The 15,445-nt window shown below is 61.8% G+C and carries 15 protein-coding genes; 13 read left to right on the plus strand and 2 right to left on the minus strand.

Features of this window, described 5'->3' with window-relative positions:
• Positions 1 to 121: 121 nt before the first annotated feature.
• Positions 122 to 1,210 (minus strand): 23S rRNA (cytidine(2498)-2'-O)-methyltransferase RlmM, encoded by a 1,089-nt coding sequence (rlmM, locus tag GN234_RS08900; protein WP_176688310.1) that lies wholly within the window; start codon positions 1,208 to 1,210, stop codon positions 122 to 124.
• A 172-nt stretch (positions 1,211 to 1,382) separates the two neighbouring features.
• Here rlmM and acnA point away from each other — a divergent pair, with 172 nt between their 5' ends.
• From acnA to GN234_RS08915, 3 genes are all read left to right on the plus strand, one after another.
• Positions 1,383 to 4,124 (plus strand): aconitate hydratase AcnA, encoded by a 2,742-nt coding sequence (gene acnA, locus GN234_RS08905; RefSeq protein WP_109751567.1) that lies wholly within the window; start codon positions 1,383 to 1,385, stop codon positions 4,122 to 4,124.
• 125 nt (positions 4,125 to 4,249) lie between these two features.
• A complete protein-coding gene (locus GN234_RS08910; protein WP_109751566.1) occupies positions 4,250 to 5,038 on the plus strand; it encodes a CPBP family intramembrane glutamic endopeptidase in 789 nt (262 codons plus the stop codon).
• Between the two features lie 87 nt (positions 5,039 to 5,125).
• Complete coding sequence (locus GN234_RS08915) at positions 5,126 to 6,691, plus strand: methyl-accepting chemotaxis protein (protein WP_109751565.1); 1,566 nt, start codon at positions 5,126 to 5,128, stop codon at positions 6,689 to 6,691.
• A 169-nt stretch (positions 6,692 to 6,860) separates the two neighbouring features.
• On the opposite strand, the gene GN234_RS08920 is transcribed toward GN234_RS08915, so the two are convergent.
• Positions 6,861 to 7,553 carry an alpha/beta family hydrolase gene (locus tag GN234_RS08920; RefSeq protein ID WP_233459540.1) on the minus strand — a complete coding sequence of 231 codons (693 nt, stop codon included), beginning with the start codon at positions 7,551 to 7,553 and terminating at the stop codon, positions 6,861 to 6,863.
• Between the two features lie 95 nt (positions 7,554 to 7,648).
• Between GN234_RS08920 and ccoN (GN234_RS08925) the strand changes: the two genes are divergently transcribed.
• The 10 genes from ccoN (GN234_RS08925) (at position 7,649) to GN234_RS08970 (ending at position 15,388) form a co-directional block, all read left to right on the plus strand.
• Positions 7,649 to 9,073 carry a cytochrome-c oxidase, cbb3-type subunit I gene (gene ccoN / locus GN234_RS08925; protein WP_047227191.1) on the plus strand — a complete coding sequence of 475 codons (1,425 nt, stop codon included), beginning with the start codon at positions 7,649 to 7,651 and terminating at the stop codon, positions 9,071 to 9,073.
• A 10-nt stretch (positions 9,074 to 9,083) separates the two neighbouring features.
• A complete protein-coding gene (gene ccoO / locus GN234_RS08930; protein WP_109751563.1) occupies positions 9,084 to 9,692 on the plus strand; it encodes a cytochrome-c oxidase, cbb3-type subunit II in 609 nt (202 codons plus the stop codon).
• Between the two features lie 3 nt (positions 9,693 to 9,695).
• Positions 9,696 to 9,899: a cbb3-type cytochrome oxidase subunit 3 gene (locus GN234_RS08935; RefSeq protein WP_109751562.1), complete on the plus strand. Its 204-nt coding sequence runs from the start codon at positions 9,696 to 9,698 to the stop codon at positions 9,897 to 9,899.
• The gene (gene ccoP, locus GN234_RS08940; RefSeq protein ID WP_116831855.1) at positions 9,896 to 10,849 is read left to right on the plus strand and encodes a cytochrome-c oxidase, cbb3-type subunit III; all 954 of its coding nucleotides are present in this window, start codon (positions 9,896 to 9,898) and stop codon (positions 10,847 to 10,849) included. The genes GN234_RS08935 and ccoP (GN234_RS08940) overlap by 4 nt, the downstream gene beginning before the upstream one ends.
• A gap of 482 nt (positions 10,850 to 11,331) precedes the next feature.
• Entirely contained in the window at positions 11,332 to 12,774 is a 1,443-nt protein-coding gene (gene ccoN / locus GN234_RS08945; protein WP_063322203.1) for a cytochrome-c oxidase, cbb3-type subunit I, read from the plus strand.
• Complete coding sequence (gene ccoO / locus GN234_RS08950) at positions 12,774 to 13,382, plus strand: cytochrome-c oxidase, cbb3-type subunit II (protein WP_018925301.1); 609 nt, start codon at positions 12,774 to 12,776, stop codon at positions 13,380 to 13,382. Before ccoN (GN234_RS08945) ends, ccoO (GN234_RS08950) begins: the two co-directional genes overlap by 1 nt.
• Before the next feature lie 5 nt (positions 13,383 to 13,387).
• Positions 13,388 to 13,573 carry a CcoQ/FixQ family Cbb3-type cytochrome c oxidase assembly chaperone gene (locus GN234_RS08955; protein ID WP_003183474.1) on the plus strand — a complete coding sequence of 62 codons (186 nt, stop codon included), beginning with the start codon at positions 13,388 to 13,390 and terminating at the stop codon, positions 13,571 to 13,573.
• Complete coding sequence (gene ccoP / locus GN234_RS08960) at positions 13,570 to 14,553, plus strand: cytochrome-c oxidase, cbb3-type subunit III (protein ID WP_109751560.1); 984 nt, start codon at positions 13,570 to 13,572, stop codon at positions 14,551 to 14,553. Before GN234_RS08955 ends, ccoP (GN234_RS08960) begins: the two co-directional genes overlap by 4 nt.
• A 151-nt stretch (positions 14,554 to 14,704) precedes the next feature.
• On the plus strand, positions 14,705 to 14,959 hold the full coding sequence (locus GN234_RS08965) for a type II toxin-antitoxin system Phd/YefM family antitoxin (RefSeq protein ID WP_109751559.1): 255 nt from the start codon (positions 14,705 to 14,707) through the stop codon (positions 14,957 to 14,959).
• Positions 14,960 to 15,388 carry a type II toxin-antitoxin system VapC family toxin gene (locus GN234_RS08970; RefSeq protein WP_109751558.1) on the plus strand — a complete coding sequence of 143 codons (429 nt, stop codon included), beginning with the start codon at positions 14,960 to 14,962 and terminating at the stop codon, positions 15,386 to 15,388. It begins immediately after the preceding gene.
• Positions 15,389 to 15,445 lie beyond the last annotated feature (57 nt).

The following is a 15,445-nucleotide window of genomic DNA, read 5'->3' on the forward strand; positions in this document are numbered from 1 at the left end:
TATTGTCGCGCAATGTCGGGTGAGAGCAAAGCCTGTGGAGTCGCAACCATGTGAAAGCCAAACTGTGGGAGCAAGGCTTGCCCGCGATGCAGGCACCTCAGTTGCCAGACCGTGTCACCGTTCATCGCGAGCAAGCTTTGCTCCCACGGGGCTTATTGGTATCCAACCGCCGCAGATGGCACGTCACTTCCTCGCGGTCGTGGTACAGCTGCTTGCAACCGATCTCGACCTTGATACCCCGGGCCTTGAAGCCCTCGGCGATGCGTTCGAGCAGGCGTTTGACCTCGGCGTAGCGCTGTTTCATCGGCAGCTTGAGATTGACCACCGCCTCGCGGCAATGCCCTTCGCCAATCCACTCTTCCAGCATCGCCGCGTTGCGCGCCGGTTTCTCGACGATGTCGCAGACCATCCAGTCCACCGGCTGCTTGGGCTTGAATGTGAAGCCATCCGCCATCAGATGCTGCACCAGGCCGGTGTCCATCAGGCTTTCGGCCATCGGACCATTGTCGATGGCCGTCACCAACATGCCCCGGTTGACCAGTTGCCAGGTCCAGCCACCCGGCGCGGCACCAAGGTCCACACCGGTCATGTCACTGTGCAGGCGCTCGTCCCACTGGTCCCGGGGGATGAAATGGTGCCAGGCTTCTTCGAGCTTGAGGGTCGAGCGGCTCGGCGCTTCCCTGGGGAACTTCAAGCGCGGGATGCCCATCGGCCACATCGCCGAATTATCCGCGTCCGCCAGGCCCAGGAAGACTTCGCGGCCACTCTTGAAGGTCAGCAGCAGGCGCGGCTTGCGCGGATCGTCCATCAACTTGCCGGCGCCACTCAATGCCTTGCGCAGCGGGCCTTCGAATTTCTTGCAGAAGTTCGACAGTTCCTTGCCGTCGTTGGTGTCTACCACCTCCAGCCAGAGGCTGCCGCAGGTCGGGAAGTCAGCCATGTGAGCCAGAATCACGCTGATACGGTCGGTTTCCGGTAAATCAATGAACGTGCCACGGGCCCACTGGCGCGGAAAAATCAGCTCGGCAAAACGCTGCCCACGCATCAACCGCTCGGCGCCGTCCTCCTCAGTGCAGACAAATTCGGCGCAGGCGCTGGCCGGTTTGGCCTTGGCGTAGCCGGCCACGTTGAGCCGGGCCGCGTGTTCGGCGATCTCGGAACAGACCTCGCCTTCGAAGCCCGGCCGGCAGTGCATAAAAAGCGTGTTCATTGAAACTCCGTAGCAAAGCCTGTCACGAAAACCGGCGCATCATAGCGGAGTTCGGAACCCCGAACCTGCCTATAGAGTCCAGTGATTAGTCATACGCTCAAAACAGGGCTAGGTTAAAGGCTCTGTCCGTTCCGTCAGTCCGTAGCCGTGCGGACTCAAAGGAGTCATTTCAATGCCGTCCCTCGATAGCCTGAAAACCCTTAAAACCCTGCAAGTCGACGCCAGGACCTACCACTACTTCAGCCTACCGGATGCCGCCCGAAGCCTGGGCGACCTGGACAAACTGCCCATGTCATTGAAGGTACTGCTGGAAAACCTGCTGCGCTGGGAAGATGAAAAAACCGTCACCGGCACCGACCTCAAGGCCCTGGCCGGGTGGCTCAAGGAACGTCGTTCCGAGCGCGAGATTCAATACCGCCCCGCCCGGGTGTTGATGCAAGACTTCACCGGGGTTCCCGCCGTGGTCGACCTGGCCGCCATGCGCGCCGCCGTGGAAAAGGCCGGCGGCGATCCCCAGCGGATCAACCCGCTGTCGCCGGTGGACCTGGTGATCGACCACTCGGTGATGGTCGACAAGTTCGCCAGCAGCCAGGCGTTCGAGCAGAACGTCGACATCGAAATGCAACGCAACGGCGAACGCTACGCCTTCCTGCGCTGGGGCCAGAGCGCCTTCGACAATTTCAGCGTAGTGCCGCCGGGCACCGGCATCTGCCATCAGGTCAACCTCGAATACCTGGGCCGCACCGTGTGGACCAAAGAGGAAGACGGCCGCACCTACGCCTTCCCGGACACGCTGGTGGGCACCGACTCCCACACCACCATGATCAACGGCCTCGGCGTACTGGGCTGGGGCGTCGGCGGGATCGAGGCGGAAGCCGCCATGCTCGGCCAACCGGTGTCGATGCTGATTCCCGAGGTCATCGGCTTCAAACTCGTCGGCAAGCTGCGCGAAGGCATCACCGCCACCGACCTGGTGCTGACCGTCACGCAGATGCTGCGCAAGAAAGGCGTGGTGGGCAAATTCGTCGAGTTCTATGGCGACGGTCTTGCCGACCTGCCCCTGGCCGACCGCGCCACCATCGCCAACATGGCCCCGGAATATGGCGCCACCTGCGGTTTCTTCCCGGTGGACGATGTGACCCTGGACTACTTGCGCCTGTCGGGGCGGCCAGCGGAAACGGTGAAACTGGTGGAAGCCTATTGCAAGGCCCAGGGCCTGTGGCGCCTGCCCGGCCAGGAGCCGGTGTTCACCGACACACTGGAGCTGGACATGGGCAGCGTAGAAGCCAGCCTCGCCGGCCCCAAACGCCCTCAGGACCGAGTCTCGCTGCCGAATGTCGGCCAGGCTTTCAGTGATTTCCTGGGGTTGCAGGTCAAACCCACCAGCAAGGAAGAAGGTCGTCTGGAAAGCGAAGGTGGCGGTGGCGTCGCGGTAGGCAACGCCGATCAGGTGGGAGAAACCGAATACGAGTTCGAAGGCCACACTCATCGCCTGAAAAACGGCGCGGTGGTGATCGCAGCCATCACTTCCTGCACCAACACCTCCAACCCCAGCGTGATGATGGCCGCCGGACTGCTGGCGAAAAAAGCCGTGGAAAAGGGCCTTACCCGCAAGCCTTGGGTCAAGAGTTCCCTGGCGCCGGGTTCCAAGGTGGTCACCGACTACTACAAGGCGGCCGGCCTGACCGAGTACCTGGATAAACTCGGCTTCGACCTGGTGGGCTATGGTTGCACCACCTGCATCGGCAACTCCGGGCCGCTGCCAGAGCCCATCGAAAAGGCCATCCAGAAAGCCGACCTGACCGTGGCCTCGGTACTGTCGGGCAACCGCAACTTCGAAGGCCGGGTGCATCCGCTGGTGAAGACCAACTGGCTGGCCTCGCCGCCGCTGGTGGTCGCCTATGCCCTGGCCGGCACCGTGCGCATCGACATCAGCAGCGAGCCGCTGGGCAACGACCGGGACGGCAACCCGGTGTACCTGCGGGACATCTGGCCCAGCAGCCAGGAAGTGGCTGCCGCCGTGGCCCAGGTCAACACCAGCATGTTCCACAAGGAATACGCCGCCGTGTTTGCCGGTGACGAACAATGGCAGGCCATCGAAGTGCCGCAAGCGGCGACTTACGTCTGGCAGGACGACTCGACCTACATCCAGCACCCGCCATTCTTCGACAACATCGACGGGCCGCCACCGGCCGTGAGGAACGTCGAGGGCGCCCGGGTCCTGGCCCTGCTGGGCGATTCAGTGACCACCGACCATATCTCCCCGGCGGGCAACATCAAGACCGACAGCCCCGCCGGTCGCTACCTGCGCGAACAGGGCGTAGAGCCGCGAGACTTCAACTCCTATGGCTCCAGACGCGGCAACCACCAAGTGATGATGCGCGGCACCTTCGCCAATATCCGCATTCGCAACGAAATGCTCGACGGCGAAGAAGGCGGCAACACGATCTACATCCCCAGCGGCGAACGAATGCCGATCTACGATGCCGCCATGCTGTACCAGGCCACGGGCACGCCACTGGTGGTGATCGCCGGCCAGGAATATGGCACCGGATCGAGCCGGGACTGGGCAGCCAAGGGCACGAACCTGCTGGGGGTCAAGGCGGTGATCGCCGAAAGCTTCGAGCGCATCCATCGCTCCAACCTGGTGGGCATGGGCGTGCTGCCGCTGCAGTTCAAGCTCGACCAGAACCGCAAGAGCCTGAACCTTACGGGCAAGGAAACCCTGGACATCCTGGGACTCAATGACGTCGAACTGACCCCGCGCATGAACCTGCCCTTGGTCATCACCCGCGAGGACGGCAGCCAAGAGCGAATCGAAGTGTTGTGCCGGATCGATACCTTGAATGAAGTGGAGTATTTCAAGGCCGGCGGGATCCTTCACTATGTCCTACGGCAATTGATTGCAGCGTAAAAAGACCTGTCCTACGAAAACACCGCCGCTTAAGGGCGGTGTTTTCGTTTGGGCCTGCCTATAATCCCGCCGGTTCCGACCGCCCTGCCCGCTACAACTGTTCATCAGCCTCAAAAGGATGTGATATGCCTGCCCTACCCTGGCCCTACCTGGCCCTCCTCTCCATTGGCTATACCCTGGCCCTGGCCTACGGCCAGCTGGCCTGGACCGCGGTCATTTCCATTGCGCTGTTGCTGTTTGCCGGGTATGCGGTTCGTCAGCAGCAAATGCCGGTGGGTCGGTTTCTCGGACACGTCCTTTTCGCGGTGATGGCATTGGCGTTGGCCATGCACTGGATGCCCGGGTTCTTCAATGGGCGCGTGATCCCGGCGCAACGCCTGACCGACGATGCCGCACCGTTCGCGATGTACCTGAACCAGGACAAGCCGCTGATCGGTTTCTGGCTGTTACTGGCCTGCCCCTGGATCGTCGGCCGGCGCCCATTGCGCCTGTCGGTCCAGGCCACGGCGCTGGGCCTGGCGGTGAGTGCGCTGCTGGCCCTCGGCGGAGCCGTGCTGCTGGGCATGGTCCACTGGGCGCCGAAGTGGCCGGATCACGCCTGGTTGTGGATGCTCAATAATCTTTTATTGGTGACGCTCGTGGAGGAAGCGCTGTTTCGTGGCTACATTCAGGGGAGCTTGATCCAGCGCTTCAAACATTTGGCCCATGGCGACACTCTGGCGTTGCTCCTGGCCTCGCTGCTGTTCGGCCTGGTACACGCCGGCGCAGGGTGGCAATGGGTGCTGCTGTCGGGCTTGGCGGGGGTCGGTTATGGCCTGGCGTATCGTTTTGGTGGCCTGGGAGCGGCGATTGCCACGCACTTTCTGCTCAACCTGCTTCATTTCGCCCTATTTACCTACCCGATGCTCGCGTGATAGCGACAGGCAAAAATAACTTCAACTAAAACCTGACGACGCCGACAACCTTTCATAGCCTTTCAAAGCCTTGCGGATCTACACACCATGCGTAATAACCAACCCGTCACACAACGCGAAAGGACCTTCCCGGCCCAGCAACGACTTATTTCTACCACCGACACCAAGGGCGTAATCACCTACTGCAACGATGCGTTCGTCGAGATCAGCGGGTATTCGAAGGAAGAACTGATCCGTTCGCCGCACAACCTGGTGCGCCATCCCGATGTCCCATCCGCTGTGTTCGCGCACATGTGGGGCATGCTCAAACAAGGCTTGCCATGGATGGGCATCGTCAAGAATCGCAGCAAGAACGGTGACCATTACTGGGTCAACGCCTACGTCACGCCCGTGTTCGAGGGCAATCAGGTGGTCGGCTACGAATCGGTGCGGGTCAAACCTTCCGCCGAGCAGATCAGCCGCGCCGAAGCCCTTTACCTACGCATCAACCAAGGCAAGTCCGCGGTTCCGGGCAGCGACAAATGGCTGCCGATGCTACAGGACTGGCTGCCGTTCATTCTGGTCAGCCAACTGAGCTTCGTCGTGGGTGCCTTCCTGAATTCCCACTGGGGCTTTGCCCTGGCGGCCGTGCTGTCAGTGCCCTTGGGGCTGATGGGCCTGCAATGGCAGCAACGCGGGATCAAGCGCCTGCTGCGCCTGGCCGAACAAACCACGTCCGACCCGCTGATCGCCCGGATGTACACCGACAGCCGCGGCGTCCAGGCACGCCTGGAGATGTCGATCCTCAGCCAGGAAGCGCGCCTGAAGACCTGCCTGACCCGTCTGCAGGACACCGCCGAGCACCTTAACGAACAGGCTCGCCAGTCCAACAACCTGGCCCATGACAGCTCCAACGGCCTGGAGCGCCAGCGGGTAGAGACCGAACAGGTCGCCACGGCTGTCAACCAGATGGCGGCAACGACCCAGGAAGTCGCCAGCCACGTGCAGCGCACCGCCGATGCCACCCAGGAAGCCAATCGCCTGACCAGCCGCGGCCGCGATATCGCCGGGGAAACCCGTGACGCCATCGAGCGTTTGTCGGTGGTGGTCGGCGAAACGGGCCAGACCGTGACCCAACTGGCCAAGGACAGCGACGAGATCGGCGGCGTGGTGGACGTGATCAAAGGCATCGCCGACCAGACCAACCTGCTGGCCCTCAACGCCGCCATCGAAGCGGCCCGCGCCGGGGAAATGGGCCGCGGCTTTGCCGTAGTGGCCGATGAAGTGCGGCAATTGGCCCAACGCACCAGCGAATCCACCGGGCAGATCCACGCCCTGATCGCCAAGCTCCAGCAGACCGCCACCAACGCCGTGCAGACCATGGATGCCGGCCATCGGCAGGCCGAAGAAGGCGTGGCGCGGGTCATGGAGGCGGACGCGGCGCTGGTGGGGATCAGCGAAGCAGTGGCCAACATCACCGACATGACCACACAGATCGCTGCCGCTACCGAAGAGCAGAGTTCGGTGGCCGAAGAGATCAGCCGCAACATCAGCAACATCTCGGAACTGGCCGACCAGACCTCGGGCCAGGCCCACAGCTCGGCGCTGCTCAGCGAAGAACTGACCCGGACAGCCAATACTCAGTATTCGTTGGTGGAGCGGTTTAACCGCTGATCGTTGGCTGGAACAGAAAAACCCGGACAGCGAAAGCGTCCGGGTTTTTTATTGCCTGGCGGGCCGCCATCGCGAGCAGGCTCGCTCCCACAGGGGTTGTGGGTCGCTCATTCAAATGCATTCCACTGCGGGAGCGAGCGTGCTCGCGATGAGGCCATGACTGGCAGCATCAGTCTTGAGACAGGAACCCGGCCACTCCCTGCGCCGCCGCCTCCAGATGCTGCTCATGGCTAAACCCCGAAGCCTTCAGCGGTTTCAAATCATGATCGCCCGCCACCAACCACATCACCTCGATGCTGGGTGACAATGCATATCCCTGCACCGCCTCCCGATTGCCCAACGCATCGCGCTCGCCCTGGACGATTAAGGCCCGGGTCTTCAACGTCGCCAGGTGCTCGACCCGTGGTTTCTGCGGCTTGCCCACCGCATAGAAGGGATAGCCCAGGCACACCAACGCGTCGGCCCCCAATTCGTCGGCCAGCAAACTCGCCATCCGCCCGCCCATGGACTTGCCGCCAATGGCCAGCCGCCCAGCGACATAAGGCCGCACCGTGGCGTACACCTCCCGCCAGCATTCCAGCAGCTTGGGTGCCGGGTTGGGTGGGCGCTTGCCCCCATCCAGGCGCCGCTGGGCCATGTAGGGAAACTCGAAGCGCAACACGTTGATCCCTTGCGCGGCAAGGCGCGCGGCCATTTCCTCCATGAAGCCGCTGTCCATCGGCGCACCGGCGCCGTGGGCCAGGATCAGCGTCGGCGACCCGGCGCTGACGCCCGGCTGCGCAGCCGTCCACAGCCAACCGTGTTCAGCCACGCACCGCGCCCATTGATCCCCGTCAATACTGGCCTTGTGCTGTTTGTCCATGCTTGCCTCGCTTTTAGTCTGCCTATAACTCCAGGCGAAGACGCCGCACTGCCTTGCGCAGGCGCTTACTTCGGCTGAACCGTGGATGGGGAACCATGAACACTTCTATCAGTACCGCCTACAACTACAAGGTGGTCCGCCAATTCGCCATTATGACGGTGGTGTGGGGCATCGTCGGCATGGGGCTCGGGGTTTTTCTCGCCGCCCAATTGGTCTGGCCACAGCTCAACTTCGATTTGCCTTGGACCAGCTTCGGCCGACTGCGCCCACTGCACACCAACGCAGTGATCTTCGCCTTTGGCGGCTGTGCGTTGTTTGCCAGTTCGTTTTATTCGGTGCAACGCACCTGCCAGACGCAGCTGTTCGCGCCGAAAATCGCCGCGTTCTGCTTCTGGGGCTGGCAACTGGTGATCCTGCTGGCGGCCATCAGCCTGCCACTGGGCTACACCAGTTCCAAGGAATACGCCGAACTGGAATGGCCGATCGACATCCTGATCACCATCGTCTGGGTGGCCTACGCCATCGTGTTCTTCGGTACCGTGGCCAAGCGCAACACCAAGCACATCTACGTCGGTAACTGGTTCTTCGGCGGCTTCATCCTGACTGTGGCGATCCTGCACATCGTCAACAACCTGGAACTGCCGGTGAGCTTCACCAAATCCTACTCGGTGTACGCCGGGGCCACGGATGCGATGGTGCAATGGTGGTACGGCCACAACGCCGTGGGCTTTTTCCTCACCGCAGGCTTCCTGGGGATGATGTACTACTTCGTGCCGAAGCAGGCCGAACGTCCGGTGTATTCCTATCGCCTGTCCATCGTCCATTTCTGGGCGCTGATCACCCTGTATATCTGGGCCGGCCCACACCACCTGCACTACACCGCGCTGCCGGACTGGGCACAGTCCCTGGGCATGGTGATGTCGCTGATCCTGCTGGCGCCAAGCTGGGGCGGCATGATCAACGGCATGATGACCCTGTCGGGTGCCTGGCATAAGTTGCGCAGCGACCCGATCCTGCGATTCCTGGTGGTGTCCCTGGCGTTCTACGGCATGTCGACCTTCGAAGGTCCGATGATGGCGATCAAGACCGTCAACGCCCTCTCCCACTACACCGACTGGACCATCGGCCACGTACATGCCGGTGCACTCGGCTGGGTGGCGATGATTTCCATCGGTGCGCTGTACCACATGATCCCGAAAGTCTTCGGCCGGCCACAGATGCACAGCATCGGCCTGATCAATGCGCACTTCTGGCTCGCGACCATCGGCACCGTGCTCTACATCGCCTCGATGTGGGTCAACGGCATCGCCCAGGGCCTGATGTGGCGCGCAGTGAACGAGGACGGCACGCTCACCTACTCCTTCGTCGAAACCCTGGTGGCCAGCCACCCTGGCTTCATCGTACGGCTGGCGGGCGGGGCGATCTTCCTCCTCGGCATGCTGCTGATGGCCTACAACACCTGGCGCACCGTGCGGGCCTACCAGCCTGCCGAAGCCGCCGCTGCCGCGCAGATGGCCTGAGGAGTCCACCATGAAACACGAAACAATCGAAAAAAACGTCGGCCTGCTGATGCTGCTGATGGTCCTGGCCGTGAGCATTGGTGGCCTGACCCAGATCGTCCCGCTGTTCTTCCAGGACGTGACCAACAAGCCGGTGGACGGCATGAAGCCCTACACCGCCCTGCAACTGGAAGGCCGCGACATCTACATCCGCGAAGGCTGCGTCGGCTGCCACTCGCAGATGATCCGTCCGTTCCGCGCCGAGACCGAGCGCTACGGCCACTACTCGGTGGCCGGCGAAAGCGTCTGGGACCACCCGTTCCTGTGGGGTTCCAAGCGGACCGGACCGGACCTGGCCCGGGTCGGCGCGCGTTACTCCGATGACTGGCACCGCGCCCACTTGTACAACCCGCGCAACGTCGTGCCCGAATCGAAAATGCCAGCCTATCCGTGGCTGGTTAGCCAAGCGGTGGACAGCAGCCACACCGAAGGCAAGCTGCGCGCCATGCGCACCCTGGGCGTGCCGTACACCGACGACGACATCACGGGCAGCGTGGCCTCGCTCAAGGGCAAGACCGAAATGGACGCGCTGGTGGCCTACCTGCAAGTGCTCGGCACTGCCATCAAGAGCAAGAGGTGAGCCATGGTTCTTGAAATGAGTACAGGAATGATCCGCGGCCTGGGCACCGTCGTGGTGTTCATCGCCTTCATCGGCCTGACCCTGTGGGTATTCAGCAGCAAGCGCGGGCCGGAATTCGCCCAGGCGCGCCTGCTGCCGTTCGCCGACGAGCCGTCCGCCGATATCGCCACCCCCCAAGACCCTGCAACAAGGAGTACCCGGCCATGACCACCTTCTGGAGTACGTGGATCTGCGTACTGACCATCGGCAGCCTCATCGGCCTGACGTGGCTGCTGATCGGCACTCGCAAGGGCGAGACCAAGGGCAGCGTCGACCAGACCATGGGCCACAGCTTCGACGGCATCGAGGAGTACGACAACCCGCTGCCGCAGTGGTGGTTCCTGTTGTTCGCCGGCACCCTGGTGTTTTCCGTCGGCTACCTGGTCCTCTATCCAGGCCTGGGCAACTGGAAAGGCATCTTGCCAGGCTACGAGAACGGCTGGACCGGCGCCCATGAATGGGAAAAGGAAATGGCCAAGGCCGACGCCAAGTTCGGGCCGATCTTCGCCAAATTCGCTGCCATGCCCGTGGAAGAAGTCGCCAAGGACCCACAGGCCCTGAAGATGGGTGGCCGTTTGTTCGCCTCCAACTGCTCGGTCTGCCACGGCTCGGACGCCAAGGGCGCCTTCGGCTTCCCGAACCTGGCCGACAGCAACTGGCGCTGGGGTGGCGCTGCCGACACCATCAAGACCACCATCATGGGCGGTCGCATGGCGGCAATGCCGGCCTGGGGTGAAGTGCTGGGGGAGGCCGGAGTCAAGAACGTGGCCGCGTACGTACGCCACGACTTGGCCGGCCTGCCACTGCCAGCGGACAGCGGTGCCGACCTGCAAGCCGGCCAGCAGGCCTTCAACACCACCTGTGTCGCCTGCCACGGGGCCAATGGCCAAGGGACCGAAGCCATGGGTGCGCCGAACCTGACGCAACCGGCCGGCTTCATCTACGGCACCAGCCTGGCCCAATTGCAGCAGACCATTCGCCATGGTCGCCAGGGCCATATGCCAGCGCAGAGTGAGTTGTTGGGCAATGACAAGGTGCAGTTGCTTGCCGCCTACGTCTACAGCCTGTCCCACACGGCCGGTGCAGAGCGCCTGCAAGCCGAACACAAAAGCGAATAAATCCTGACCGCATAAACAGCCGCATTCATCTGGATGCGGCTGTTTTGTGTCCCTGCGCGACGCATTGTCGCACCCCTCCCATAGTCTTCCTTTCGGTTCCCCGCAATCGCGTCTAAGCTTGCCTTTGCGTGCGCTGGCGACTGCCGGTTTCAGGTCGACCCGACCCGATGCGTTCGACAATCGTTCGTCAAAAAGGCCGCAAAGGCAGGTGAATACCGGCTGTTGCGACAGTTGCCTGGCATCACCCGAACGTTGTGTTCGAACACACCCCGTTACAACCGACCTGCCCCCCTCGCCTCTTTCCTTCGTTGCGACATTTTGCCGTGGGCCATTTTTGTCCCTACACGGAACATGGAAAGGCCGCAGAATCAGCTTCGGAAAGCATTGACCCAGGTCATGGCGCGTTGCAATGACCCCCCGCTTTCTCCATACTTGCGACCGATTTTTATCCTAATAAAACACCCAAACCGTGGAACCTTAGAATGAGCACAGCAATCAGTCCGACTGCTTATAACTATAAGGTAGTCCGCCAGTTCGCCATCATGACGGTGGTCTGGGGGATCCTTGGCATGGGGCTCGGTGTCTTCATCGCCTCGCAACTGGTCTGGCCGGAGTTGAACTTCGATCTGCCATGGACGACATTTGGACGCCTGCGCCCGCTGCACACCAACCTGGTAATCTTCGCCTTCGGTGGTTGTGCATTGTTTGCCACTTCTTACTACGTCGTGCAGCGAACCTGCCAAACGCGACTGATCTCCGACAGCCTCGCCGCCTTCACCTTCTGGGGCTGGCAAGCGGTTATCGTGGGTGCGATCGTGACCCTGCCACTGGGTTACACCACCACCAAGGAATACGCTGAGCTGGAATGGCCCCTGGCTATCCTGCTGGCCATTGTCTGGGTGACCTACGGTCTGGTGTTCTTCGGCACCATCGTCAAGCGCAAGACCAAGCACATCTACGTCGGTAACTGGTTCTACGGTGCCTTCATCGTCGTGACTGCCATGCTGCACATCGTCAACCACGCTTCCCTGCCGGTCAGCTTCTTCAAGTCGTACTCGGCCTACTCGGGCGCGACGGATGCGATGATCCAGTGGTGGTATGGCCACAACGCCGTGGGCTTCTTCCTGACCACCGGCTTCCTGGGGATGATGTACTACTTCGTGCCGAAACAGGCCGAACGTCCGATCTATTCCTATCGCCTGTCCATCGTGCACTTCTGGGCGCTGATCACCCTGTACATCTGGGCAGGTCCCCACCACCTGCACTACACCGCACTGCCAGACTGGGCCCAGTCCCTGGGCATGGCGATGTCGATCATCCTGCTGGCACCAAGCTGGGGCGGCATGATCAACGGCATGATGACCCTGTCGGGCGCCTGGCATAAGCTGCGCACCGACCCGATCCTGCGCTTTTTGGTGGTGTCGCTGGCGTTCTACGGTATGTCGACCTTCGAAGGTCCGATGATGGCGATCAAGACCGTCAACTCCCTGAGCCACTACACCGACTGGACCATCGGCCACGTACACGCCGGTGCGCTCGGCTGGGTGGCGATGATCTCCATCGGCGCCATCTACCACATGATCCCGAAACTGTTCGGTCGTGCGCAGATGCACAGCACCGGCCTGATCAACGCGCACTTCTGGCTCGCAACCATCGGCACCGTGCTCTACATCGCCTCGATGTGGGTCAACGGCATCACCCAGGGCCTGATGTGGCGTGCGATCAACGACGACGGCACCCTGACCTACTCGTTCGTCGAAGCGCTGCAAGCCAGCCATCCTGGCTTCATCGTCCGTGCCCTGGGCGGCGCGTTCTTCGCCAGCGGCATGCTGTTGATGGCCTACAACGTGTACCGCACCGTTCGTGCCTCTGACCCGGCTGAAGCTGAAGCCGCCGCCAAGATCGCCGTAGTTGGAGCTCACTGATGAAGCACGAAGCAGTAGAGAAGAATATCGGCCTGCTGGCCTTCTTCATGGTCATCGCCGTGAGCATCGGCGGCCTGACCCAGATCGTCCCGCTGTTCTTCCAGGACGTGACCAACAAGCCGGTCGAAGGCATGAAGCCGCGGACCGCCCTTGAACTGGAAGGCCGCGACATCTATATCGCCAACGGTTGTGTCGGCTGCCATTCGCAGATGATCCGTCCGTTCCGCGCCGAGACCGAACGCTACGGTCATTACTCGGTGGCCGGTGAAAGCGTCTGGGACCACCCGTTCCTGTGGGGTTCCAAGCGTACCGGTCCGGACCTGGCCCGCGTTGGCGGCCGCTACTCCGACGACTGGCAGCGTGCGCACTTGTACAACCCGCGCAACGTGGTGCCCGAGTCGAAAATGCCGGCCTACCCGTTCCTCGTAGAAAACAAGCTCGACGGCAAAGACACCGCCAAGAAAATGGAAGTCCTGCGCACCCTGGGCGTGCCTTACACCGACGAAGACATCGCCGGTGCCAAGGATGCGGTCAAGGGCAAGACTGAAATGGACGCGCTGGTGGCCTATCTGCAAGGCCTGGGCACCATCATCAAAAGCAAACGGTGATTTAGATGGATATCGGGATGATTCGTGGCCTGGGCACCGTCGTCGTGATGGTGGCCTTCATCGGTCTGGCCCTGTGGGTGTTCAGCCCCAAGCGCAAGTCGGAGTTTGACGACGCGACCTTGCTGCCGTTCGCGGATGATCCCGAAGCCATCAAGCACGTCGAGCAAGCTTCTAGGAGTAACAAAGAATGACTACATTCTGGAGTCTGTACGTCACAGTCCTCAGCCTGGGAACGATCTTCGCCCTGACCTGGCTGTTGCTGTCGACCCGCAAGGGCCAGCGCGCCGAGCAAACGGACGAGACCGTCGGTCACTCGTTCGACGGGATCGAGGAGTACGACAACCCGCTGCCGAAATGGTGGTTCATGCTGTTCGTGGGCACCATCGTGTTCGCCCTCGGTTACCTGGTGCTCTACCCTGGCCTGGGCAACTGGAAAGGCCTGCTGCCCGGCTATAACTACCTGGACACCGAAAAGCAGACCGCCTTCGCCAACGGCCAGACCGGCTGGACAGGCGTTCATGAGTGGGAAAAGGAAATGGCCCGCTCGGACGCCAAGTTCGGGCCGATCTTCGCCAAATTCGCCTCCATGCCGATCGAAGAAGTCGCCAAGGACCCGCAAGCCCTGAAGATGGGTGGCCGCCTGTTCGCCTCCAACTGCTCGGTCTGCCACGGTTCCGACGCCAAGGGTGCCTATGGCTTCCCCAACCTGACCGACGCCGACTGGCGCTGGGGCGGTGAGCCGGAAACCATCAAGACCACCATCATGGGCGGCCGTCACGCCGTGATGCCGGGCTGGGCTGCCGTGGTTGGCGAACAGGGCGTGGCCGACGTGGCTTCCTACCTGGTGACCAGCCTGCACGGTCGCAAACTGCCGGAAGGCGCCAAGGCCGATCCGGCCAATGGCCAGAAGCTGTTCGCGGCCAACTGCGTGGCCTGCCACGGTCCAGCCGGCAAGGGTACGCCTGCCATGGGCGCACCTGACCTGACGCATCCGGCGGCGTTCATCTACGGTTCGAGCTTCGCTCAACTGCAGCAGACCATCCGCTACGGCCGTCAGGGCCAGATGCCGGCCCAGGCCGACCTGCAAGGGAACGACAAGGTCCACCTGCTGGCGGCCTATGTCTACAGCCTGTCACACGGCGAAAAGGCTCCGGCCGCTGACGCCCAGTAAGGCAAGTAGCTGATACACCAAAGGCCCCGCCAATCCGATTGGCGGGGCCTTTTTGTTGCCGGCTGAAAAACCTGGGCAAATCTGTTGCGCTTGCCGCCCCTCCACACGAGTAGTAACGTGCCTACATTGGAATTCAAAACGAGGGCACCCCATGTCCATCACGACTATCTCCAGCCGCGAATTCAACCACGACACAAGTGGTGCCAAAAAAGCCACCCGTGAAGGGCCGGTTATCATCACCGACCGTGGCAAGCCGGCCCATGTGCTGCTAAGCATTGAGGAGTACCAGAAACTGACCGGCATCGGCACCAGCATTGTCGAGTTACTGGTCATGCCCGATGCGTCGGATATCGACTTCGAGACCGAGCGCGCCGTCATCACTCCCCGCTCGGTAGACCTGTCCTGAATGTTTCTACTCGATACCAATGTCATTTCCGAACTGCGCAAATCCCAGGCAGACAAAAACGTCCAGGCCTGGGCACGCAGCGTTCCCGCTCCCAGCCTGTATGTCTCGGCGATTACCGTACTGGAACTGGAAACCGGTGTGCTGCGCTTCGAACGCAAGGACCCGGCGCAAGGCAGCCGCCTGCGGGCATGGCTGGACAATCACGTGATGCCTGCCTTTGCCGGCAGGATCCTGGCCGTTGACCGCGCCGTCGCACTGCGCTGCGCTCGCCTGCATGTGCCTGACCGCAGCAATGAATGTGACGCTTTGATTGCCGCTACCGCCCTGGTCCATGGGCTGACCGTGGTGACCCGTAACGTGAGCGATTTCCAGAGCAGCGGCGTGGCGGTACTCAACCCGTGGTCAGGCGATGAAAAGAACCAGATCTGAAGCTTCAGCAAACCGAGCTTGAGGGCTTCTCCTGTCTACTAACTGGCCCACAATCAC

It is taken from the genome of Pseudomonas bijieensis, assembly GCF_013347965.1.
Lineage (GTDB): Bacteria > Pseudomonadota > Gammaproteobacteria > Pseudomonadales > Pseudomonadaceae > Aquipseudomonas > Aquipseudomonas bijieensis.

Bases quoted from the DNA above. Each gene is read 5' to 3' on its own strand.
- rlmM (WP_176688310.1), bottom strand. From the start codon at position 1,210: ATGAACACGCTTTTTATGCACTGCCGGCCGGGCTTCGAAGGCGAGGTC.
- acnA (WP_109751567.1), top strand. From the start codon at position 1,383: ATGCCGTCCCTCGATAGCCTGAAAACCCTTAAAACCCTGCAAGTCGAC.
- GN234_RS08910 (WP_109751566.1), top strand. From the start codon at position 4,250: ATGCCTGCCCTACCCTGGCCCTACCTGGCCCTCCTCTCCATTGGCTAT.
- GN234_RS08915 (WP_109751565.1), top strand. From the start codon at position 5,126: ATGCGTAATAACCAACCCGTCACACAACGCGAAAGGACCTTCCCGGCC.
- GN234_RS08920 (WP_233459540.1), bottom strand. From the start codon at position 7,553: ATGGACAAACAGCACAAGGCCAGTATTGACGGGGATCAATGGGCGCGG.
- ccoN (WP_047227191.1), top strand. From the start codon at position 7,649: ATGAACACTTCTATCAGTACCGCCTACAACTACAAGGTGGTCCGCCAA.
- ccoO (WP_109751563.1), top strand. From the start codon at position 9,084: ATGAAACACGAAACAATCGAAAAAAACGTCGGCCTGCTGATGCTGCTG.
- GN234_RS08935 (WP_109751562.1), top strand. From the start codon at position 9,696: ATGGTTCTTGAAATGAGTACAGGAATGATCCGCGGCCTGGGCACCGTC.
- ccoP (WP_116831855.1), top strand. From the start codon at position 9,896: ATGACCACCTTCTGGAGTACGTGGATCTGCGTACTGACCATCGGCAGC.
- ccoN (WP_063322203.1), top strand. From the start codon at position 11,332: ATGAGCACAGCAATCAGTCCGACTGCTTATAACTATAAGGTAGTCCGC.
- ccoO (WP_018925301.1), top strand. From the start codon at position 12,774: ATGAAGCACGAAGCAGTAGAGAAGAATATCGGCCTGCTGGCCTTCTTC.
- GN234_RS08955 (WP_003183474.1), top strand. From the start codon at position 13,388: ATGGATATCGGGATGATTCGTGGCCTGGGCACCGTCGTCGTGATGGTG.
- ccoP (WP_109751560.1), top strand. From the start codon at position 13,570: ATGACTACATTCTGGAGTCTGTACGTCACAGTCCTCAGCCTGGGAACG.
- GN234_RS08965 (WP_109751559.1), top strand. From the start codon at position 14,705: ATGTCCATCACGACTATCTCCAGCCGCGAATTCAACCACGACACAAGT.
- GN234_RS08970 (WP_109751558.1), top strand. From the start codon at position 14,960: ATGTTTCTACTCGATACCAATGTCATTTCCGAACTGCGCAAATCCCAG.